This is a genomic window from uncultured Shewanella sp. (assembly GCF_947491715.1).
Lineage (GTDB): Bacteria > Pseudomonadota > Gammaproteobacteria > Enterobacterales > Shewanellaceae > Shewanella.
On record NZ_CANLKR010000032.1, the window covers coordinates 28,982 to 50,518 of the forward strand.

The 21,537-nt window shown below is 38.7% G+C and carries 18 protein-coding genes; 9 read left to right on the forward strand and 9 right to left on the reverse strand.

Annotated features, from left to right (window positions below; genetic code table 11):
• Positions 1-14: 14 nt before the first annotated feature.
• The 5 genes from Q0779_RS18225 to Q0779_RS18245 all read left to right on the forward strand — a co-directional run bounded on the left by Q0779_RS18225 (position 15) and on the right by Q0779_RS18245 (position 5,040).
• A complete protein-coding gene (locus Q0779_RS18225) occupies positions 15-563 on the forward strand; it encodes a YggT family protein (protein ID WP_298774804.1) in 549 nt (182 codons plus the stop codon).
• Between the two features lie 145 nt (positions 564-708).
• Entirely contained in the window at positions 709-1,161 is a 453-nt protein-coding gene (locus tag Q0779_RS18230; RefSeq protein ID WP_298774806.1) for a DUF4426 domain-containing protein, read from the forward strand.
• Positions 1,162-1,366: 205 nt separating this feature from the next.
• On the forward strand, positions 1,367-1,960 hold the full coding sequence (gene rdgB, locus Q0779_RS18235; RefSeq protein WP_298774809.1) for an RdgB/HAM1 family non-canonical purine NTP pyrophosphatase: 594 nt from the start codon (positions 1,367-1,369) through the stop codon (positions 1,958-1,960).
• Positions 1,960-3,096 (forward strand): radical SAM family heme chaperone HemW, encoded by a 1,137-nt coding sequence (gene hemW, locus Q0779_RS18240; protein WP_298774811.1) that lies wholly within the window; start codon positions 1,960-1,962, stop codon positions 3,094-3,096. Before rdgB ends, hemW begins: the two co-directional genes overlap by 1 nt.
• A gap of 93 nt (positions 3,097-3,189) precedes the next feature.
• A complete protein-coding gene (locus Q0779_RS18245; protein WP_298774812.1) occupies positions 3,190-5,040 on the forward strand; it encodes a DUF885 family protein in 1,851 nt (616 codons plus the stop codon).
• Between the two features lie 52 nt (positions 5,041-5,092).
• On the opposite strand, the gene Q0779_RS18250 is transcribed toward Q0779_RS18245, so the two are convergent.
• From Q0779_RS18250 to trmB, 4 genes are all read right to left on the reverse strand, one after another.
• Complete coding sequence (locus tag Q0779_RS18250; RefSeq protein WP_298774814.1) at positions 5,093-6,037, reverse strand: LysR family transcriptional regulator; 945 nt, start codon at positions 6,035-6,037, stop codon at positions 5,093-5,095.
• Between the two features lie 613 nt (positions 6,038-6,650).
• A complete protein-coding gene (glsB, locus tag Q0779_RS18255) occupies positions 6,651-7,565 on the reverse strand; it encodes a glutaminase B (protein ID WP_298774818.1) in 915 nt (304 codons plus the stop codon).
• Positions 7,565-7,891 (reverse strand): 50S ribosome-binding protein YggL, encoded by a 327-nt coding sequence (locus Q0779_RS18260; RefSeq protein ID WP_298774820.1) that lies wholly within the window; start codon positions 7,889-7,891, stop codon positions 7,565-7,567. Before Q0779_RS18260 ends, glsB begins: the two co-directional genes overlap by 1 nt.
• 23 nt (positions 7,892-7,914) lie before the next feature.
• Positions 7,915-8,631 (reverse strand): tRNA (guanosine(46)-N7)-methyltransferase TrmB, encoded by a 717-nt coding sequence (trmB, locus tag Q0779_RS18265; RefSeq protein ID WP_298774823.1) that lies wholly within the window; start codon positions 8,629-8,631, stop codon positions 7,915-7,917.
• 245 nt (positions 8,632-8,876) lie between these two features.
• On the opposite strand from trmB, the gene mutY reads away from it, so the two are divergent.
• Positions 8,877-9,941 carry an A/G-specific adenine glycosylase gene (gene mutY / locus Q0779_RS18270; RefSeq protein ID WP_298774845.1) on the forward strand — a complete coding sequence of 355 codons (1,065 nt, stop codon included), beginning with the start codon at positions 8,877-8,879 and terminating at the stop codon, positions 9,939-9,941.
• A 2-nt stretch (positions 9,942-9,943) separates the two neighbouring features.
• A complete protein-coding gene (locus Q0779_RS18275) occupies positions 9,944-10,225 on the forward strand; it encodes an oxidative damage protection protein (protein WP_298774825.1) in 282 nt (93 codons plus the stop codon).
• A 117-nt stretch (positions 10,226-10,342) separates the two neighbouring features.
• On the opposite strand, the gene Q0779_RS18280 is transcribed toward Q0779_RS18275, so the two are convergent.
• Positions 10,343-10,795 (reverse strand): GNAT family N-acetyltransferase, encoded by a 453-nt coding sequence (locus tag Q0779_RS18280; RefSeq protein ID WP_298774828.1) that lies wholly within the window; start codon positions 10,793-10,795, stop codon positions 10,343-10,345.
• 168 nt (positions 10,796-10,963) lie between these two features.
• On the opposite strand from Q0779_RS18280, the gene Q0779_RS18285 reads away from it, so the two are divergent.
• Together Q0779_RS18285 and thrS are read left to right on the forward strand one after the other, a co-directional pair.
• Positions 10,964-12,259 (forward strand): DUF1566 domain-containing protein, encoded by a 1,296-nt coding sequence (locus Q0779_RS18285; RefSeq protein WP_298774830.1) that lies wholly within the window; start codon positions 10,964-10,966, stop codon positions 12,257-12,259.
• A 275-nt stretch (positions 12,260-12,534) separates the two neighbouring features.
• Complete coding sequence (thrS, locus tag Q0779_RS18290) at positions 12,535-13,779, forward strand: threonine--tRNA ligase (protein ID WP_298774831.1); 1,245 nt, start codon at positions 12,535-12,537, stop codon at positions 13,777-13,779.
• Positions 13,780-13,899: 120 nt separating this feature from the next.
• On the opposite strand, the gene Q0779_RS18295 is transcribed toward thrS, so the two are convergent.
• The 4 genes from Q0779_RS18295 to Q0779_RS18310 form a co-directional block, all read right to left on the reverse strand.
• On the reverse strand, positions 13,900-14,982 hold the full coding sequence (locus Q0779_RS18295) for an HlyD family secretion protein (RefSeq protein WP_298774833.1): 1,083 nt from the start codon (positions 14,980-14,982) through the stop codon (positions 13,900-13,902).
• Positions 14,979-17,228, reverse strand: a complete 2,250-nt coding sequence (locus tag Q0779_RS18300; protein WP_298774834.1) for a hypothetical protein — start codon at positions 17,226-17,228, stop codon at positions 14,979-14,981. The genes Q0779_RS18295 and Q0779_RS18300 overlap by 4 nt, the downstream gene beginning before the upstream one ends.
• 157 nt (positions 17,229-17,385) lie before the next feature.
• Entirely contained in the window at positions 17,386-19,356 is a 1,971-nt protein-coding gene (locus Q0779_RS18305) for a methyl-accepting chemotaxis protein (protein ID WP_298774835.1), read from the reverse strand.
• Between the two features lie 605 nt (positions 19,357-19,961).
• Positions 19,962-21,062, reverse strand: a complete 1,101-nt coding sequence (locus tag Q0779_RS18310) for a methyl-accepting chemotaxis protein (RefSeq protein ID WP_298774836.1) — start codon at positions 21,060-21,062, stop codon at positions 19,962-19,964.
• Positions 21,063-21,537: the final 475 nt, after the last annotated feature.

Consider the following 21,537-nt stretch of genomic DNA (forward strand, 5'->3'; position numbering starts at 1 on the left):
AGTTGAGTAACAATATGAATGCAATGAGCTTTTTGGTAAATACTTTATTTGATCTTTATTTAATGGTTGTCATATTACGTATTTGGTTACAAGCAGCCCGTGCCGATTTTTATAACCCATTTAGTCAGTTTATCGTCAAAGCGACTCAGCCGATCATCGCCCCACTGCGCCGAGTGATCCCATCGATGGGAAGATTAGATACTGCATCGATTTTATTAGCACTCATCGTCGTCGCTCTAAAATATACTATTTTAAGCCTAATGGTTGGCGCTGCATTGGATGTGCCGAGTATTTTACTTATCTCCATTGTCTCCGTCTTTAAAGAAGCTGGCGTGCTGTTATTCTGGATGCTGATTTTACGTGCTATTCTCAGCTGGGTGAGTCAAGGACAAAATCCTATTGAAATGGTTATGGTACAACTAACTGAGCCATTTTTAGGCCCAATTAGACGCATCATACCTCCAATGGGCGGGCTCGACCTTTCTTTATTAGTATTAATGATTATTCTTAATTTCTTAAATATCCTATTAGTTCAATACGTGCCTTACTGGGCGAGCGTTTAACTGACATGTTTGAGTGGCAATCATTTTTGCCACTCTATTTAACCTTATTTTTAAGGCAATATCTGTTACAACACTTTTCTTCTCACCCAGACTCTGTTGAATAGACTAAAATAACACAATAAATAAAACACTAAGGAAAGGTATTATGTTGCTCGCACGCTTATCCAATACTGTCAAAGCTCTCCTCATAGCAAGCCTATTATGCAGCCCGCTCACTTTCGCCGAACAAAAACAAACGGTCGGTAACTATGATATTCACTATATTGCCTTTGACAGTACCTTTCTCACACCTCAAATAGCCAAAGCCTATGATTTAAAACGCAGTCGCTATACTGGTATTGTTAATATTTCAGTATTGAATAACAGTAGCCCAAAACAGGAAGCCGTTGCGGTTGAACTATCAGGTACCGCTAATAATTTACTCGATGCCAGAAAAAAATTAACCTTTAAAGAAATAAAAGAAGGCAAAGCTATTTATTATATTGCTGAAATACCTTATCGAGACGATCAAGAAATTAACTTCAATATCAATGTTAAATACGGTTCTAAGCTCAACACACAGTTAAAGTTCAAACATAAATTTTATGTTGATCAATAAGATCAGATACAATTAGCACCCAAGCGACATCAAAGAAAAAGTGTCGAGTCGCTTGGGTATCATCCGCTCATTTTATATATTCACTGACTATTCCTTTATAACACCCCTTCTTTCTAAGCCTAAAACTCGCGTTATGCTTGCTTGCGCGTTATCATTGCGCCGTATTTTCAATGCATATTTCAATATAACAAAAAAGGTTATTCCAATGAACAAAATCGTATTGGCCAGCGGTAATAAAGGTAAGCTAAAAGAGTTTTCAGAATTGATGAATAACTACGGTATCGACGTTCTAGCTCAAAGTCAGTTTAATGTGAGTGACGTGGCCGAAACTGGCACCACCTTTGTTGAAAATGCGATCATCAAAGCACGTCATGCGGCTAAAATAACAGGACTCGCCGCCATCGCTGATGACTCAGGTATTGAAGTCGATTTTCTTCAGGGCGCTCCAGGCATTTACTCCGCACGTTATTCCGGCAAAGGGGAAAAAGCCAACTATGAAAAAGTACTTCACACGCTTGCAGATACCACAAACCGCAACGCACGTTTTCAATGTGTTCTCGTTTATATGCGCCATGGAGACGATCCTAGCCCAATCATTTGTCAAGCTTCTTGGGAAGGTAGCATAGACTTTAGCCCCAAAGGCAATAATGGTCATGGATACGACCCTATTTTTATTCCTCAAGGTTATGAATGCACGGCTGCACAATTAAGCAGTGAAGTCAAAAATACACTTAGCCATAGAGGGAAAGCATTAACCTTACTCATCACTGAAATGAAAAATAAGGGACTGATTAATTAATGTTAGTTCTGCCTCCACTTAGCCTTTATATTCATATTCCTTGGTGCGTGCAAAAATGCCCCTATTGTGACTTTAACTCCCATGGTCAGCAAAGTGAACTTCCACAAAAAGAGTATATTGATGCCTTACTGAAAGATCTCCAGCAAGATATCCATTACGTGCAAGGACGCCATCTCGCTACCATTTTTATTGGAGGCGGCACACCCTCATTATTTGAAGCGAGTCAAATCGCGCGTCTACTGAAAGGTGTTGAAAAACTGATCCCTTTTAATAAAGCCATAGAAATCACCATGGAAGCAAATCCAGGGACATTAGAACATGATGATTTCAAAGCATATCAAAAAGCTGGGATCACACGATTATCTATTGGAGTTCAAAGCTTCGCTAAAGAGAAACTGAACCTCTTAGGTCGAATTCATGGCGAAAAAGAAGCAAAAACCGCCGCAACTAAAGCGGCCCAAGCAGGATATAAGAGTTTCAATATTGATTTAATGCATGGCTTGCCCAATCAAAATTTTGAAGAAGCCATGTCAGATATTGATACCGCTGCAAAACTGAACCCTCCCCACTTATCTTGGTATCAATTAACCATAGAGCCCAATACCTTATTCCATTCTAAGCCACCACAGCTTCCCGATGATGAAGCACTTTGGCAAATTTATGAGCAAGGACAAAAAAAACTAGCAGCGCTAGGTTATGAACAATACGAAATATCGGCTTATGCCAAACCAGGATTCCAATGCCAGCATAATATTAACTATTGGCAATTTGGCGATTATCTTGGCATAGGTTGTGGTGCTCATGGCAAGATCACCTACCTAGCCAAGAACACCCTATTGCGTACCGTCAAAATAAAACACCCTAAAGGTTACCTTGCCGCTAGCAATTATACCTTTGATGTCAATATTATCGAAGAAGACGACAGGGCACTTGAATATTTAATGAATCGCCTCAGGCTCATGCTCCCGATCCCTAAAGAGGAATTTGAGCAACGAACGGGACTTTCAAGTGAGAGGATTCAATCGGGTATAGAAAAAGCCGTCACTAAAGGCTTATTAATCGATAGCCCAACACAATGGACATTAACCCCGAAAGGCCACATGTTTGTTAATGAATTACTCGCTCAGTTCTGTTAGAGATAACATGTAGAAACACTTAGTAACAAATAAAGCTCAACATTAAGCTTGAGCTTTATTATCATATGGCCATTGAACATAACAAGGCCCATCATGAAGACATCGACTAATTTAAGCATTCTAGCTCTGTCTATTTCGCTTACCTTTTCCACAGTAGCAATATCCAGCCAACAAAACATGACTGACTCCCCTGCTAACAAAGCTGTTAGCAATATTGCCGCTGAAACTGAAACAGAAAAAGCAAATGCGCTTTTTGAAGCCATTTTCATGGAAGAATTGATGACAGATCCCATGGAACAAACACGCTTAGGCATGAAAACCCATTATGGTGAATGGGGAGATGTGGGAGAGACTGCTGATAATGAAAAAATAAAACGGGCTAAGCAACATCTAATTCAATTAAATAAAATAAATCCACAAAAACTGGATAGGCAAGCTTTACTTAGCTTTCAGCTATTAACTCAAAAACTAAAACAACAAATTGCGAATGAGCAATGGCGTTATCATAATTACCCTGTTAGCCAAATGAGAGGCTCACATGCAGGTATGGTCTCTTTTTTAATTAACCATCATACAATAGACAACCTTGAAGATGCTAAGGCCTATATTAGTCGTCTAAATGCCATGCCAAAGCGTTTAAATCAAGTTGAAAACCAACTAAGAATAAGGGCGAATAAAGGCATTATCGCGCCCAGTTTCATTTTCCCCTATGTCATTTCAGACAGCCAAAACATCATCACAGGTTTCCCGTTTGATGATGGCGCGCCCAATGTCCTTTGGCAAGACTTTAATCATAAAATTAATGCATTAAATCTACCTCAACGCACAGAAGAGGCATTATTGGTTTCGGCAAAAAAAGCATTAACAAAGAAAGTCCAACCCGCTTACAGTCAATTTATTAACTATATTAATCAACTCAGTAAACGCAGTAATAATGAGGCGGGTGTCTGGAAATTCCCACAGGGCGAGCAATTCTATAACGACGCACTGACTAAAACGACCACAACTCCATTAACGGCTGATGAAATTTATCAAATAGGGCTGTCCGAAGTTGAACGTATTCATGATGAAATGCGTAGCATCATGAAAAAAGTCGGCTTTAAAGGCACATTGCAAGACTTCTTTGTACACATGCGAAACAGTAAAGCATTTTACTACCCAGACACTGAGCAAGGTAAGAGTGATTATTTGCATGATGCAACTGCCCTTATTGATAATATGGCGTTAAGGCTGGATGAAAGCTTTAAAATAAAACCTAAGGCCCCGTTAACCGTAAAACGGGTTGAAGCCTTTAGAGAAAAATCTGCAGGTAAAGCATTTTATAATGCCCCTTCAGCCGATAGCACACGTCCAGGTATTTATTATGCTAATTTATATAAAATGGAAGCCATGCCAAAATATCAAATGGAAGCACTAGCTTACCATGAGGGCATTCCTGGCCATCATATGCAAATAGCCATAGCACAAGAACTAGAAGGGATCCCTAAGTTCAGAAAATTTGGCGGCTATACTGCATACATCGAAGGCTGGGGGCTCTACAGTGAATATTTCCCTAAAGAAATGGGACTTTATTCCGATCCTTATTCCGATTTTGGTCGTTTGTCCATGGAATTATGGCGAGCGTGTCGACTGGTTGTCGATACAGGGATCCATCAAAAAAAATGGACACGTGAACAAGGTATTCAATACTATATGAACAATACGCCCAATGCCGGATCTGACGCCATAAAAATGGTTGAGCGTCACATTGTGATGCCTTCACAAGCCACAGCTTATAAAATTGGTATGCTAAAAATCCTTGAATTACGCCAAAAAGCACAGCAAGCATTAGGTGAGCAATTTGACATTCGTGATTTTCACACTTTAATTTTAGCCAACGGTGCACTGCCACTTAATATATTAGAACAGCAGGTTGACGATTGGATTAAAATAAGCAAACACTAAAATTTAAAAATCAGATTTCAAAAGGGGGGCTTTAAAAGCCCCCCTTTTCACTTTATGGCTTTCTTTTCGCATAAAGTTCTTTGTATTTTTCATCCCAATAAGGTGGGCTACCAATATGACCTTTAATAAACTCAATAAAGGCGCTGACCTTCGGCGCTAAATGTTTACGTCTTGGGTATACCGCTTGCAAAGGCAAATGTTGCGTCAATTGCCAATCGTTAAGTAATGGTACTAAAGTGCCTTTCTCGATTTCATCTTCAAGTAAATAACTGGCTAAATAAACCACGCCTAAACCATTAACCGCTGCAGACTTTAAGGCTGGCGCATTATCAATACGAAAGTTACCCGATACACCTATTTCACAGTAATCATCACCTTGCTTAAATTGCCAAGTGCTGTGCTCATGCCACTCACCTTGATAAACCAAACAATTATGATCCACTAACTGTTCAGGTCTTGCAGGCTTGCCATGTTTTGCTAAATATTCTGGCGATGCCACTAATAAAAATTGGCATTTCATCAAAGGACGCGCCACCATGCCTAAAGGCAGTTGTTCTGATAAGGTCAGCAATAAATCAAGCCCTTCGCTGACAATGTCAACTTTATGATCTAATAAACTGACCTGTAATTCTAGCTCTGGGTGCATTTCCATAAACTTTGGAATAGCGGGAATAATGTGCATTGAACCAAAAGACTGAGAAATACCAACCTTCAATAACCCCCGCGTTGCATCATTTAAGTTATGAACACTCGCAATAGCTTGATCTGCGTCTCTTAATAACTCTTCTCCTTGAGAGTATAATAGTTCACCCGCTTCGGTAAGGCTTAAGCTTCGTGTGGTACGCTGAATAAGCTGAACACCCAGTTTATGCTCAAGATCGGCAACTTGAGTACTCACTTTTGATTTAGAGATACCCAACTTTCTCGCTGCAGCACTAAAACTGCCAGCTCGGGCTACATGGGTAAAAATAGCGATAGGTTCCAACAGTTCTAACATTTAAATTGCCTTAAAGTCTTTACAGCACTAAAGATGCATTAATTCTTATTTATACCCATCACATATGATGATAATCCATTGGCTTATCATTCAAATGAAAACTTCATTTCAAAAAATCCGCTTTTTTGAAAATCAGTAAACGAATATGAATAGGCAGTGATAACATTTTTAGTATACCAAACTATTTCATTAACACATAAATAAGTGTAAAAACAAACCAATATACTCATCCATATGTGAACACTACATGATTATTAAGTACTGAGAAAGTCAAAATAAAGTGATAACTATACCCGTGATACTTGAAGATGCAGGATTCAGCTGGAATTAAAAGCCTTTTAGGCAAGGCTTTGAACAGCGTGCCTAGTCATTCTAAGCTGATGTTTAATAACGCAGTATAAAAGGCTTTTAAACCAGCCCTTTGGGAGTCTGTAAAATCACCTACTTCTGCGTTGTATCACCTTAAAAGGCAATAAGCATTCCTGCAATAATACGCCTTGAATTAGGCACTTTTACAGGCTCTGAAAACAGGCATCTTCAAGTATCACGGGTATAGAAGGAAATGAAGTCCAAACAAGCTGGACTTTATCGAATATTCACATCAAAAAAATGCTTAAAAAATAGAACGTCCCAAGCCTTGACACAAAGCTTCTAGCGCTGCCGTCCCCGCTAAAGAGTTACCATTTTTATCTAATTCAGGTGACCAAACACACACAGCCAAATCACCGGGGATCACGGCAATAATGCCACCACCTACGCCACTTTTACCTGGCATGCCCACACGATAAGCAAACTCTCCAGCGCCATCATAGAGTCCTGAAGTTGCTAATAACGCATTCATTTGACGTGTTTGAACTTTCGTTATTAATTGCTCACCTGTGGCGCTCCTTCCACCGTGTGCAAGATATAACATGGCTCTAGATAAATCTGCACAACTCATTCGCAATGAGCAATAATGAAAATAACTTTGTAAAACAGTATCAACATCATTATTAAAATTACCAAATGACTTCATCAAATAAGCAATGGCCGCATTTCTTGCACTGTGTTGATATTCAGAAGCAGCCACTTTTTTATCGTAACTAATGCTAGGGTTTCCACATAATCCCCTAACAACTTCTAACATTCTGTGCTTTGGCGCACCTAAGCGAGATTGTAATAAATCCGCAATCACTAAAGCACCAGCATTGATGAAAGGGTTACGCGGCAAGCCCCTTTCTAGCTCAACTTGCACTAGAGAATTAAACGACTGTCCAGATGGCTCTTTTCCTACCCTTGACCAAATTTCATCTTCACTGTAATGACAAAGTGCCAAGGTTAAACTGAACACTTTTGAAATACTTTGTATCGAAAAAGGTTCTAGATAATCTCCAGCACCAATGGTGGTTCCATCAATCGATGTTACCGCAATACCCAACTTATTCGCATTCACGTTGGCTAACGCGGGAATGTAATCAGCAACCTTGCCTTGTCCAAGTAGAGGCCGAACAGTATCCATAACCTGCTCTAACAAGGCCAACTCAGGCATTAACTCCACCAAATATCATAAAGCTCACTCACTTCTACGTTTGAAACGGCTTTATCAGCCCAAAACGCAGTCACAGCAGCTCTATCATCTTCGGTACACTGACCAATCATTTGGGTCGCAATAATTCCTTCCCATTCCTTATGACCGCCACCATGAAAACCTAACTTTCTCGGCTCAATGACATCATCAACAAATTGATCAACAATTAAATCTATTTGCTCTTCAGACACTGAATCATCAAAAGTCCAAGTGATATCAAATCCAAACTCTTGAAACTCATCAACGCGCAATTTCTTGCGTAATCGACGACTACGATTTGCGGCCATAATATGACTCCTATATAGAAATATTAGCTAATACGCTCAAATATTAAATCCCATACACCATGACCTAAACGCTGGCCTCTCGCCTCAAATTTAGTCAAGGGCCTATGATCTGGTCTGGCAACACATGTGCCTGTAACAGACTGATTTTTATAACCCGGTGCAGCATTCATGACTTCTAGCATATGCTCGCTGTAATTTTCCCAATCAGTCGCTAAATGAAACACACCACCAATCTTGAGTTTACGCCGAATAAGTTCGGCAAATTCAGGCTGAACAATACGACGCTTATGGTGACGTTTTTTATGCCAAGGATCGGGAAAGAAAAGCTGAACGCCAGCAAGCGAGCCATCTTCGAGGCTATGTTCTAATACTTCAATAGCATCATGATGATACACTCTCAAATTAGACACTTCAGCAATCGCCGCATCGGCTAAGCATGCCCCGACTCCTGGCTTATGAACTTCAATACCAATAAAGTTTTTATGAGGTGCCGCCTTTGCCATTTCAACCAAGGACGCCCCCATACCAAAACCAATTTCAAGTATTGTATCTGCATCTCGACCAAAAATATCTACCAGTGAAATAGGCTCAGGCGTATAGCTTAACCCCATAATCGGCCATTGTTGTTCCATCGCTTGAGCTTGGCCTTTTGTTAGCCTACCTTCACGTAAAACAAAACTTCTCACTTTTCGAAGGTATTTACCTTCCTCATTAAATTCAGCGGTAGTTACATCGCTCATTAGCGTCCTCGGCCTAGATAAAAATAGGATTAAAAAAGGGCATTATCCAAAGTTAATCGAACAGTGCAAGCAATAAGTACAATATTCACTAACCACTATATCGAATATCACAGTAAATATTAAATCGGATAAAAAATACTCACCATTAAAAAAGCATCAATAATGAGCAAAAGACATTGTATCAAATACATTCACTTCTTCGTTTAGCTATTGTGAAAACCGACAGTGAAAGTTACACTGCGCGAATGAAAACAACTCCCCTTTTCTCAAAGCGAATTGTCGACTGGTATGACATACACGGTCGCAAACAATTGCCATGGCAGTTAAACAAAACCCCCTATAAAGTCTGGATTTCAGAAATCATGCTACAGCAAACGCAAGTAGCCACTGTTATTCCATATTTCAATCAATTCTTAGCACGCTTTCCTGACGTCCTTTCATTAGCAAATGCTGAGCAAGATGAAGTATTACATTTTTGGACAGGCTTAGGTTATTACGCAAGAGCAAGAAACTTACACAAAGCGGCGCAACAGATCAGAGACATGTTCAATGGTCATTTCCCAACAGAATTTCAACAGGTATTGGATTTACCAGGTATAGGCCCCTCTACTGCTGGCGCAATCTTATCTTTATCTCTTGGTCAACATCATGCCATTTTAGACGGTAATGTAAAACGTGTACTTGCGCGCCACGGTACTATTGCAGGCTGGCCAGGGAAAAAACCTGTTGAGCAAGCATTATGGTCATTGAGCCATGAATATACGCCAAAAGACAATGTGCAAAAATATAATCAAGCCATGATGGATATTGGCGCAACGATATGTACTCGCTCCAAGCCTAACTGCCCTATTTGCCCTGTTGCCATAGACTGCAAAGGCCAATTAAGCGGCAGACAAAGTGAGTTTCCCAGTAAAAAGCCGAAAAAGGCCATACCTGAAAAAGCAGCATGGTTATTGGTGATGACATACCAAGATCAAGTATTATTAAATAAAAGACCTCCTGCGGGTATTTGGGGCGGACTCTGGTGCTTTCCCGAATTTAAAACAAAAAACCAACTCAATGAGTACCTACTCCAAGAGAATATTACTTTCGACAATGAAATCGAATTACCCGGTTTTAGGCATACATTTAGCCATTTTCACCTCGATATTCAGCCCATTTTTATTTCTGTGTCAATGCAAAAAGATCACCGAGTAATGGAACAAAATACCTCACTCTGGTATAACTTACCCAATCCACAAAAAGTTGGTTTAGCTTCAGCCACTGAGCGAGTTTTAGCCAGCTTACGTTCTATTTTAAATAAGGAATAAACATGGCTCGCACTGTCAATTGCGTCTATTTGAAAAAAGAAGCTGAAGGTCTTGGCTTTCAACTGTATCCAGGCGAACTGGGGAAACGTATTTTCGATAACGTGAGTAAAGAAGCTTGGGGGTTATGGCAAGCGAAGCAAACCATGCTTATCAATGAAAAAAAGCTTAACATGATGAATGTGGATGATAGAAAACTCCTTGAAGAACAAATGATCCGTTTTCTATTTGAAGGACAAGACGTCGAAATCGAAGGCTTTGTTCCTGAACAAAAGAAAGATCAGTAAGCTTTTAGCTTCTTCGCCTTTCCCACTGAAGAAGGAGTAAAGTTATATATTACAGTGCTTTATTCCTTTTTTGCAAGGCTCTTCGCCAAAACATAAGCCAATTCACTAACCCAATCATTAAAGTGATAGCTTGAACCCTTCATGGCTCGCTTGAAATCCTAAACTTTCATAAAAACGCAACGCATCAACCCGTGACTTATTTGAGGTTAACTGCACCATATTACATTTCCTTTGCTTTGCTCGCTCAATTGCCCATTCAAAAAACAGTGTTCCAAGTCCTTTTCCTCGATGTGCTTTATGCACTCTAACCCCTTCAATTAAACAGCGCCAACTCCCAATATGCGTTAAATAAGGAATAAAAGTCAGCTGCAACATACCTAGCACATCCCCTTTATCTTCCACAATGATGAGTTCATTATTATCATCTTTTATAATCGCCTCAAAAGCTGAAAGATATTGAGGGTTGAGTGGCATCTGACTATCTTCACGTAACCTCCCCAGAGGATCATCAAACAGCATTTGCACCAAACAGTCTATATCTTTTCGTTCAGCTTGCCTAAATAACAACATATCAATCTATTCCTTTAAAAAATCATATTTTATCATAATTAATGAAGCCGCCTTTAATCCCGACTAACAATATTGCCATAGCTTTACACTCATCATACACACATTTAATCGTATAAGTTCTATCATAATCAGTAACTCATCGCCCTTAGCATTCCAAAAGGCCACATCATGACCATGACTTACATGAAACAGCTTATTTACACCAGTATGCTAGTGTTAACCAGCACACAATTCGCTTATGCTCGACCTCTGCCCCCTAAACAGCCACAGTTTAATTTTATTCCCATCCCGATTGACACACCTAATACAGATTCAATAAATCAATTTCCATTAGTCGATACGGGTCAAGTCACTACTTTCAATAACTATAAAGCCATTAAAGCTCCGCAAAAAGGAGATGCTTTTTATGGACAAGATGCGCAGCATATAAAAAATAAACCGTCTTATACCAATAATCACGATGGCACAATCACCGACAATGTCACAGGCCTGCAATGGCAACAATCATTTAAAGTAATGGGCTACCAACAAGCAAGGGATCAGTTGAAACACTTTAACCTAGCAAACCACACTGACTGGCGCTTACCCACCATTAAAGAAGCCTATTCATTGATGCTTTTTAATGGTGTGGATATTAGCGCAAAAGATATGTCAAAAGCCGGTCAACACCGTAAACCTTTTATCGATATCAATTACTTTGACTTTGAATATGGCGCAAATGGTAGACGCGGTATAGATACCCAAATGCTCACATCGACAGTTTATCAAGGCACAACAATGGGCGGAAATCAAACCCTCTTTGGTGTTAATCTCGCCGATGGCCGTATTAAAGGTTACCCATTAATGGACCCTCGCACCCGCACTGGCAAAATGTATACCGTCAGGTTTGTCCGTGGCGAGACTAACTATGGTAAAAATCATTTTCAAAATAATAAAGATGGTACCATTTCAGACCTAGCCACAGGACTTATGTGGCAGCAAAATGACAGTGAGCAAGCCGTTTCTTGGCAAAGTGCACTACAACTGGCTCAAACTCGTAATAAAGAAAACTACCTAGGCCACAATGACTGGCGATTACCCAATGCTAAAGAGCTACAAAGTATTGTCGATTATAGCCGCTCACCCAGTGCCACACATTCGCCAGCAATTAATCCACTCTTTAGTGTCACCTCTATCATCGATGAAGGCGGTAAGAAAAACTATCCTTTCTACTGGACATCCACAACTCATAAAAATCAGCAAGGTGGCGCTTCTGCTGTGTATGTGTGCTTTGGTGAAGCATTGGGATTCTTTAAGCCTCCTATGTCAAAAGGCACACCAAAACTGGAAGATGTTCATGGCGCAGGTGCTCAGCGCAGCGATCCTAAAGTGGGTAAGGCCAGTGATTTCCCACAAGGTTTTGGTCCTCAAGGCGATGTGAGGCGTATCGACCACTTTGTACGTTTAGTGAGAGATAGTCATTAAGGCTAAAATTAAAAGGGCTTTTTTAAGGCCCTTTGTCATTCCCCCCCCTTTTAGAGAGCCGATAAAAATCACGCTTTACAGCCTCTAAAGGTTTTGATAGATTTAAAAAATGAACATGATAAAAGTATGCTTATCTAAGCAATCACTCAATCAAGCAAAATATCAGCTTGTAACCACCTCTACCACCGGTTTATTTCTCGGAGGCTAGCGTGTAATCGTGTTTAAAAAAAGACCCTCTGAGCGAAAGCCAGAGGGTCTTTTTTTGTCCATGGCTTTTGCTCATTGCACTGATAAAAGTTCCTTCATTAACTTTTTTAAAAGAGGTAATAGCCATGCAAAAACACAGAGACATCGCACAACAATTAGACTTATTCCATTCAGAGCCTGTCGCACCAGGTATGGTATTTTGGCATCCCAATGGACTGAAATTATACAACAATGTCAAACGGCATATTCAAAAGCGTTACCAAGCTGAGGGCTTTTTAGAAATAGCCACTCCCATGTTTTTAAAAAAGTCACTATGGGAAATATCAGGACATTGGGATAAATTTCATGATGACATGTTTGTTGGCACAGGCCATCAAGAAGAGGCACAATACGCATTAAAACCTATGTCATGCCCAGCGCATATTCTGTTTTTCAAAAAACAAGTTCTGAGTTATCGCTCTCTTCCCTATCGTGTCTTCGAATTTGGCAATGTACACAGAAATGAGCCTTCTGGCGCCTTAAATGGGCTAATGCGCTTAAGGCAATTCACACAAGATGATGCCCATGTCCTTTGTCAGTGGCAAGACTGCATCAGTGAAATACAAAATTTTTTAAACAGGGCCAAACAAATATACAGTGATTATGGCTATCATGAACTGGATGTCCGTATATCGACTCAACCGAAATCGGCCTTTGGCGAAGACAGTGATTGGCGTAAAGCAGAAGCCTTGCTCGCAACAGCCTGTAGAGATTTAGCCATTAATGTGCAATATCAACTTGGAGAAGGCGCCTTTTACGGTCCCAAAATCGAGCTCATGCTCAAAGATCATCAAGGACGCTTTTGGCAATGTGGTACAATTCAGTTGGACTTTAACATGCCAAAACAGTTTAATTTGGCCTATATCGATGAAGCTGGTGAACGCCAAACGCCTATTATGCTACATCAAGCCATTTATGGCTCTCTTGAACGCTGGATCGGCATTTTGCTGGAAACTCATCAAGGTCAATTGCCTGCTTGGGTGCATCCACAGCCTGTGGCCATCGCCTCCATTCACGGACAAGCCAACGCCTATTGCCAAATGATCCAAACACGTTTAGCTTCACTTGGAATTGACGCCATACTCAATGATCAAGAAATGAGGATCAGCAAAAAAATAAAACAATTTCATCAACAAAAAACTCCACTTGTGATTATTGCTGGCAATAATGAAGTATTAACAAATCAATTAGTGATGAGAACACTCGACGGACAACAACACAGGTTTACAATAGAAGCAGCAATCATTGAACTTACATTAAGACTCAAACAATAAGAAAGAAGGTGAAGTGAATTCATAATTCTGCTCATTGAGTCATTAACTCACTTCACCAAAATACATGAACATTGCATTTACAGTATTAAGTTAGGCAATACTAAAAATCCTAGATTTTGGTTAATAAATGTAATCAAAAAAACTCACCACTCTTAAATATAAATGCCCAATACCCCCCATAATACCTGCCTGTTCAGGTACTATGAGTACTCTTGCTGATGCACCAACCCGTTGAACTTTACCATTCAAAGTTTGGTCTATTTTAATGCGTACTTGAAACCGTTTTGAGCGTGTTATCCAAGTCATTGGATTATCAATTTCAGGCAACAACCCCGATGGATAGCCTTGCCCAGTAACATTCCCTAATCCTAGATTATCAACACGGCTATAAAATACATGATTAGGGTACATAAAAAGACTAAATGAGACAGGCTGCTCTTCTTTAATTATTGATAGCGCATTTTCTTTAAAGTTAGCAACTAGCCACCAATTAGCAGTATCGATTACAGTCATAACCTTATCATCAGCTTCAATATAACTACCAATACTTAACTGAAGGTTATCAATAACACCATCAAAAGGCACAATAAAAGTTGTTTTGTCTAACTCGTACTGAGCACTAGCAAGCTCCGCTTGCGCTAGTTTAACGCTAGCATTTTCACCATCAATCATGGCATTCAATTGGCTATTTAACACTTTTATTTCATCGATTGTTGATAGTACTTGAGCTTGAGCTTGTTGATAATTATTATACGCCTGATCTCTATCATCTTTAGAAGAAAGCTGTTGCTCAGCCAATTTTTCATAACGTAAATACTCTTTCTTTGTATAAGCTAACTCAGCCTCTTGCCCAGCTAATATATGTTGCTGTTGTTCTAATTGATCTTGTAATTGTTGAATGTTCGCTTTAATCAGCACTAAATTTGCAGTATAACGATCAACTTGATATTGATAAGGCTCTGGATCCAGTTGAAATATTTTATCACCTTTTTTAACTTTACTGCCATTTTTCACAAAAACTGAGATGACTCTCCCATCCACTTGAGGTGAAACTTGTAATACAGTAGCCTGAATATAAGCATCAGATGTATATGGTGTATAACGGTCAGCTAACACCAAAAATATAACCAATAACATAAACAATAAGAACAGTGCCATTAACCAAGCATTGATAGAATAAAAAAGTAATTTAAGCTGTTTCATCGTTTATCCTTTTCAATATAAGCATTCATGCTCTTTTTTTTATCGAAAAGACCAGTAGACTTATCATAATCAGAGGTTTTTAAAACAAAATTTGAAATTATTTGCAGTTCACTTATTACTCCCAGTAATGCAAACTCTGCATAACACTTCTTACTGTTCAAATATTCACCGTTGAAATCAATCAATGATGTGGGCAACTTATCTTCTATTTTCGATAACAAAGTACTTAACTTTATCTGAAAATCTAATATATTTTCTTCCACCCGTTTTTCAACATCAGATACCATTTCAGAGGCTTCCTCAATTAAATTAAAAAGTACCTCTCCATGATCAACAAAAATTTGTACAAAACGCTTTTTTTCTTGAAGACTCTCAAGGTTTTTGAAAACATCATAAACAGTAATAACTTGCAAAGATAATCGACTACAGGATAAGTTAACTTGCTGCATGTATTCTTCAATCATGGTACTTTTATGAAAGGTATGACTATAGTCATTAATAAGAACAAGGTTAGATTGCAAACTATAACGCACTTGATTAAATTGCTTTTCTATTTCATCAACCTCACCATTATTAAACTCGATCAACTTTAATAAAAAGCCTTTAGCTTCAATCAATATATTAGCTGCTGAATCCCTAAATTGTTGACGTGGCTCTTGAGGCCAAACAAAATGAGCCACTAAAAATGAAATTGAAAAACCAATTAATGCTCCAATCAATCTTCCAAAAGTTTCATCTGGAGGACTTAATGGCAAAGCTTGACTACCAAATGTCATCGTCATACCAATACAAAATTGCACACCTGCATAAGCTGTTTTAGCAGAACCAGCAGCTAAATAACTACCAAATAAAAAACCGGCCGCCATCCACACTATAAGTAAAATTAAATGATCTTGTGCACTGATAATGAATATACCTAAAATACTGTAAGTCGCACCTGTAACGACTCCAAATATCCATAATGGTAATCTTAGGTGAATACCACCAAGATTAACTTGGGCTAGCATAACAACAATACTAATAACAAGATAACTACTCGCTGGTACATTAATTAAAAAAATATGAATAAGAAGGGCTAGCGTTATTGCCAACATCATCTTAATCGCGCTTTTCAAACTATCAAGCTGTAACGTTTTAACATCCCTATTTAAATTATCTTTTATGTTTTTTCTATTCATAATTAAATAGGCCTCATGATCAACTTCTTTATTGAGGCTATCCATTAATACAGAAATATTTTTATCCGCAGCACATATATGCACATAAATACCACTAAATTTATATGGTATTTTTATTTCATGCTCTGCCTCACTTTTTACACTATCAAGAACAAACTCTTCCCGTGGAAATTTATTCGCTAAACAACAATACATTACAACATCTAAGCGACGTACTAACGACATCATTTCAAAACCAACTTGTCGGCGTGCATCAATATCAATCTCTTTATCATTGAACCTGATTAATACTGTTTCTATCAAACGAATATTAACCATTAAGTGTGATAAAGCATTGAATTGAATAAGCAATACTTGAAAATGAGGTATTTCATGACTCAAATGGTTCTTGCGTGTCTTAATTAATAATTCTAAATCATGAAGCATGCTCAATGTGATCGTAACGGGAATACGTTCAATTGTTTCTTGTCGTAAAAAAGCTTCTGTATTTTGCTTTAACAAAAAAATATATTCTTCAATCAAACCACTATAAGCTTCCAATACATCTAAGCTTTTTGGCAATGGCCAAACCAACTGAGTTATAAACCAGAGGATCACTAAGCCTATCATAAACTGAACTAACCATTGAGTAGCAAAACCTTCCGTTGTTTCATAAGTTGAACTAGCAGTAAAGACAATTGTTACTGTCACAATAATAGAAAAAATGGCTGTAATTTGGTGTGGCCAGCGATTACGCATTGTTTCAGCAACCCAATATGCTTGAGCAAAGGTGATAAGCAAAGAAAAAAAGAAAAACAAATAAGGTTGTTGTGAGAATAAGTTAATACAAACACTCATTAATAAGACACTCAATAACACACCACAAACCAGAGAAGTCCCTGCTGTATAAGATTCATCTTTAGAATAGAACATAAGAAACAAGGCAGGATAAATAGCAAAGAGGGTCAGAGGAAGTTGAAAAAAAGTCGCAAATAAAATAATCAATAAGAAAATTAGTGTGGCCCTAAGGGCATTAAACAACCTCATTTTTAACATATAACGATGTAGGCTACGAGATTGCTCCAACATTCAATCCATGAAATCGATATCAATATATAAACAATAACACAAATTTCACATAATCAAAGGAACTAGCAGAAAAACCTCCTCAACAAAATAAAGGAGGTAAAGTGATCAATTCAATAGTAAATAATCTAAGATAACATTAAGCAATATACTGAATATGCTACTCTGTTTTAAAATTGGACACCCGTTCTGTTAACGTTTCACCTAATTTGGCCTGCTCTGTCGCATTAATTTCAACTTCTTTAGATAGCCCTGACATCATAGAAGCGGCATCACTAATAGAGACTATATTGCTACTGATATCTTCGGTCACTAAGTGTTGCTCTTCTGCGGCACTGGCAATTTGTGTGGCCATATCACGAATTTGTTCAACGGAAATTTCGATATTATCAAACACTGTACTGACTTGCTCAGACAAATCCAGCGCCTGATGAGACTGCGTTAAATTAACATCCATATTTTTTGATACTAACTTTGTTCTTTCTGTTAGCATGCCAAGAATATGGTTAATTTCACCCGTTGAATCTTGGGTCCTTTTTGCAAGGTTCCTCACCTCATCAGCCACAACGGCAAAACCACGCCCCTGCTCACCGGCACGAGCAGCTTCAATCGCAGCATTTAATGCCAATAAATTAGTTTGCTCTGCAATTCCTTGAATTGTTAATAAAATATTATTAATATTTTCAGTTTCTTGTTCCAGTTCTTGGATCACTTGATTCGATGTTTGAATACTTAACCCGAGCGCTTGCACACTCTTGATACTGGTTTTAATGACGTCCTTACCATTTTGGGACGCTTTTAAGCCTTCTTGAGACACATCGGCTGTATCGGCACAGTTTTTCGCCACTTCATTAGCGGTCGCCGCCATTTGAGTCACGGCCGTCACCACTTGCTCAATGGCGACAAGCTGCTCCCTAGAAGACTTAGCAACTTGAATAGCACTGTCATTGGCACGTCCGGACACACGATGAATATTGCCGGCATGATTTTTAATTTCTTGGATCATACCCTGTGTTGTTGAGATAAATTGATTAAACCAATTAGCCAATTCACCGGTTTCATCTTTACTCTTAATATTTAAGCGGGCCGTCAAATCACCTTCACCTTCAGCTAACGTCTTCAGCTCAACTTTCACTTCATTAATGGGGTCAACAATATGCTTAGCAAAAATGACTCCCAATAACACCAGTAAAGCAATTAACAAGCCACTGACAATCACAGTGATCCAAATAAGCTGATCCGCAGAGGAAAATATTTCATCACTTTGCTTAAAGCCGATAATTTTCCAACCTAATGTGGGTGAGTTAACAATATTCGCCATATAATGCGTGCCATTGATATCCAAATCAACGACACCTGAATCTGTCTGTGCGATCGTTTGAAAGTAAGGAGCCTCAAAAGTCTTTAGTGCTTTAAAGTTATTCTCAGGATTATTGGCATCGATCAAAATATTACCGTTGCCCTCAACAATCATCAAAAAACCAGTATCACCAAATTTAATTTTTTGAACCATTTCAGTCAGCGCTTTAACGGAGACATCAATGGCCACCACGCCTTCAAATTCATTTTTTTTATTTTTAAATGCTTTAAGTACAGAAACATATACAGCATCATCGGGTTCCCAATAATAACCATCGATACGTTGAACTTGATAGTTACCCTTTTCACCTAAAGCGAACCAAGGCTCATTGCGAGGGTCCCAATTCTCATAGTCAGCTGTACCTGGCCACTCCAAATATTGTCCGTCCTTATTGCCCATATAGACGAAACCTAGCGTCGGATTATTTTGACCAACCGCACTGAACAACTCGAAAATTTCTTGCTCTCGACCTCCATTAGCCATGGCCACTTGAGCAGGTTTTCGTTTTTCATTGAAATAAGTGCTTATCTCTCCTTGAGCAGCGGCACGCACAATAGGGCTATCAGCTAAAAAAGACACATTGTAACTGAGCACATCAAAAAAATTACTAAATGACTGGTCAATAATGGCAATATCCACACTACTGGTCTGAATAAAATTCGTTTTAGCGTGTTTGATAACATTCTGCGATGTAATAACAGAAACGATTAATACCGGTAATAGTGCAATGGTTAAAAAGGCAAAGATAAGTTTACTACGGATCGTTAGCATTCAGCTCTCCTGCAATAGCTACGTAAATGGCACACCAAACTTTAACATATCCTTATACAGGAAAACTTAATTTTGCTAAAGTAATAAACAACTTAATATTATAAAACGTAAAAAATAACGCAAAAATGATCAGGTGTATTTACTATAACGTCAAAATATTCCATAAACTGCGATTCTACCCACAATAAATAAAGCCCCAACAAACTGGGGCTGATGAACAGAAAGATGATGACAAACAAGGCTTAGCCTTGTTTTTTGTTTTCTATGTTATCTTTATTTACATTATTCCCCTTCATTGCAGCCGCTTTTTGCTCATCCTCTTCAGCACGCTTGAGATCCTTTACACCAACAGTGCCAAACCAAAGAAAAAGGAGTCCAAAAGCTAAAATATAGCGTTAATAAAAATGAGGTAAATAAATTTTTATTGGTGTAATTTTTTTCATTGTTTGTTTATTTCTTCTTTTAGTTCATTTTTTATATTCAAACCAAGATAGAGCAACATCAATTGATGGCATCTAAAAAACCGACTGTACGCCTATTCAAACTAAAAAATGGCCAGCAAAACTGACCACTTTTATTAAAGCTATTTTTAGTTTCCGTTCGCTCTACACTTCTACATCCATCGCGCCGCCAAGCGCCGATAAATGGCTCAGTACATCGGCGCTGGCTTTTTCCATTAAATCTAAATATTGTACCGCTTTGGCTTCATCACCTTGCTCGAGGGCATCCAAGGCTGAAATACCGTTTTGATGCACGGCCACATGGGGTTTTTCTAATGCTCTGAAGTAAGACAGTGACGCATATTTCTGTGCCCCTTCCCCTTGATAATACCATTTACCTAAACGGCACATAGTATGGTCGGCGAAATCACTCATGGTTTTATTCGACATGCCTAACATGACTTTATACACTTCAAGCTTCCAAACGATATGATCCATCTTCACCGTTTGAATAAAACTTTTTGCCGTCGTATTACTGATCACTGCATACATTTGCTGAGAGACTGAGACCACTTCTTGAGTCGTACTTTGAATAGACTCAGAGTTTTCTCTGACGCTCAAGCTATTGATGCCAACATGACCAATACCTTCAACCACACTGTCCATACCTTGATTAATTTGGGTAATTAAAGAAGCGATTTCGTTCGTCGCATCCGCTGAACGTTTCGCTAATGCACGCACTTCATCTGCCACCACGGCAAACCCACGCCCTTGCTCACCAGCTCGAGCCGCTTCAATCGCCGCATTCAGCGCGAGTAAATTTGTCTGCTCTGTGATCCCTTGAATTAACGTAATAAAACCATTAATCCCTTCCGTTACGGTTTTCAAATCGGCAATAGAGCCAGACACTTTATCGGTATCAGTATTGATCACTGAGGTTGCATCCACAGTGGTATGCAACAAGTCTATAATATTATCAAATAATGAAATCGAACCCTTAAAATCATCTCGATTGACCACCAAAGAATTCGCTGAATCGGCAATTTCTTCTCGTATTCCAATGATCATATCCGCAGAGTTTAACCAAAGCTCATTAAGACCTTGCTGATGGGTTAACGCTTGCTTGCCCTCTGATATTTTTTGAGCCAATTCATCACTATTATCCGCTTTACTGGCTAATTCTTGCTTTAAAAAGGCAATCTCTTTGACTTGCTCTCTATTGATACGCTCAAGATCTTCAATTTTTTTTGTGCTTCTAAAAAACATTTCAATATTATCTCTATAGGGTTAAAGCTATTCACTCATTAAGCTCAACAAATACACTTAACGTAATCCAACGGTCAGTGTGCAGTACAGTTCGAGTGATAATGAAAGGTAAAAGCCCTAAAATTCAACAAGCTTTCCTTTATTCATGTCAATTTTAAAAATGCTGAAAATCAAATTATTGACATCAGCACCCTATGTTTTTTATCCCATATCATCCCTTAAATACTCACTTTTATGGCCTAAAGAAAATTATTCTGTCAGGCTATCATCTTGTTCTAAGCAATTAATAAGTGGATAAAATATGAATCATCATTGCTTACAATGGACATGACACTAACCACAGACTGGCACTACTTGAAAATAATGGCATTAGGCTGCACTCGAGTCATGCTATTAGAAGTATAAGCGACCCAAAAAAACCAGAACTCGAACAAAAAAGTATCAAATTTAACAAAAAAAGCCATAACAATGCTCT

Bases quoted from the DNA above. Each gene is read 5' to 3' on its own strand.
- Q0779_RS18260 (WP_298774820.1), bottom strand. From the start codon at position 7,891: ATGGCCGCAAATCGTAGTCGTCGATTACGCAAGAAATTGCGCGTTGAT.
- Q0779_RS18245 (WP_298774812.1), top strand. From the start codon at position 3,190: ATGAAGACATCGACTAATTTAAGCATTCTAGCTCTGTCTATTTCGCTT.
- rdgB (WP_298774809.1), top strand. From the start codon at position 1,367: ATGAACAAAATCGTATTGGCCAGCGGTAATAAAGGTAAGCTAAAAGAG.
- Q0779_RS18250 (WP_298774814.1), bottom strand. From the start codon at position 6,037: ATGTTAGAACTGTTGGAACCTATCGCTATTTTTACCCATGTAGCCCGA.
- Q0779_RS18280 (WP_298774828.1), bottom strand. From the start codon at position 10,795: ATGTTGTTATTTAGGCAAGCTGAACGAAAAGATATAGACTGTTTGGTG.
- Q0779_RS18295 (WP_298774833.1), bottom strand. From the start codon at position 14,982: ATGAAACAGCTTAAATTACTTTTTTATTCTATCAATGCTTGGTTAATG.
- mutY (WP_298774845.1), top strand. From the start codon at position 8,877: ATGAAAACAACTCCCCTTTTCTCAAAGCGAATTGTCGACTGGTATGAC.
- Q0779_RS18225 (WP_298774804.1), top strand. From the start codon at position 15: ATGAATGCAATGAGCTTTTTGGTAAATACTTTATTTGATCTTTATTTA.
- Q0779_RS18230 (WP_298774806.1), top strand. From the start codon at position 709: ATGTTGCTCGCACGCTTATCCAATACTGTCAAAGCTCTCCTCATAGCA.
- Q0779_RS18310 (WP_298774836.1), bottom strand. From the start codon at position 21,062: ATGTTTTTTAGAAGCACAAAAAAAATTGAAGATCTTGAGCGTATCAAT.
- Q0779_RS18305 (WP_298774835.1), bottom strand. From the start codon at position 19,356: ATGCTAACGATCCGTAGTAAACTTATCTTTGCCTTTTTAACCATTGCA.
- Q0779_RS18275 (WP_298774825.1), top strand. From the start codon at position 9,944: ATGGCTCGCACTGTCAATTGCGTCTATTTGAAAAAAGAAGCTGAAGGT.
- Q0779_RS18285 (WP_298774830.1), top strand. From the start codon at position 10,964: ATGACCATGACTTACATGAAACAGCTTATTTACACCAGTATGCTAGTG.
- hemW (WP_298774811.1), top strand. From the start codon at position 1,960: ATGTTAGTTCTGCCTCCACTTAGCCTTTATATTCATATTCCTTGGTGC.
- Q0779_RS18300 (WP_298774834.1), bottom strand. From the start codon at position 17,228: ATGTTGGAGCAATCTCGTAGCCTACATCGTTATATGTTAAAAATGAGG.
- glsB (WP_298774818.1), bottom strand. From the start codon at position 7,565: ATGCCTGAGTTGGCCTTGTTAGAGCAGGTTATGGATACTGTTCGGCCT.
- trmB (WP_298774823.1), bottom strand. From the start codon at position 8,631: ATGAGCGATGTAACTACCGCTGAATTTAATGAGGAAGGTAAATACCTT.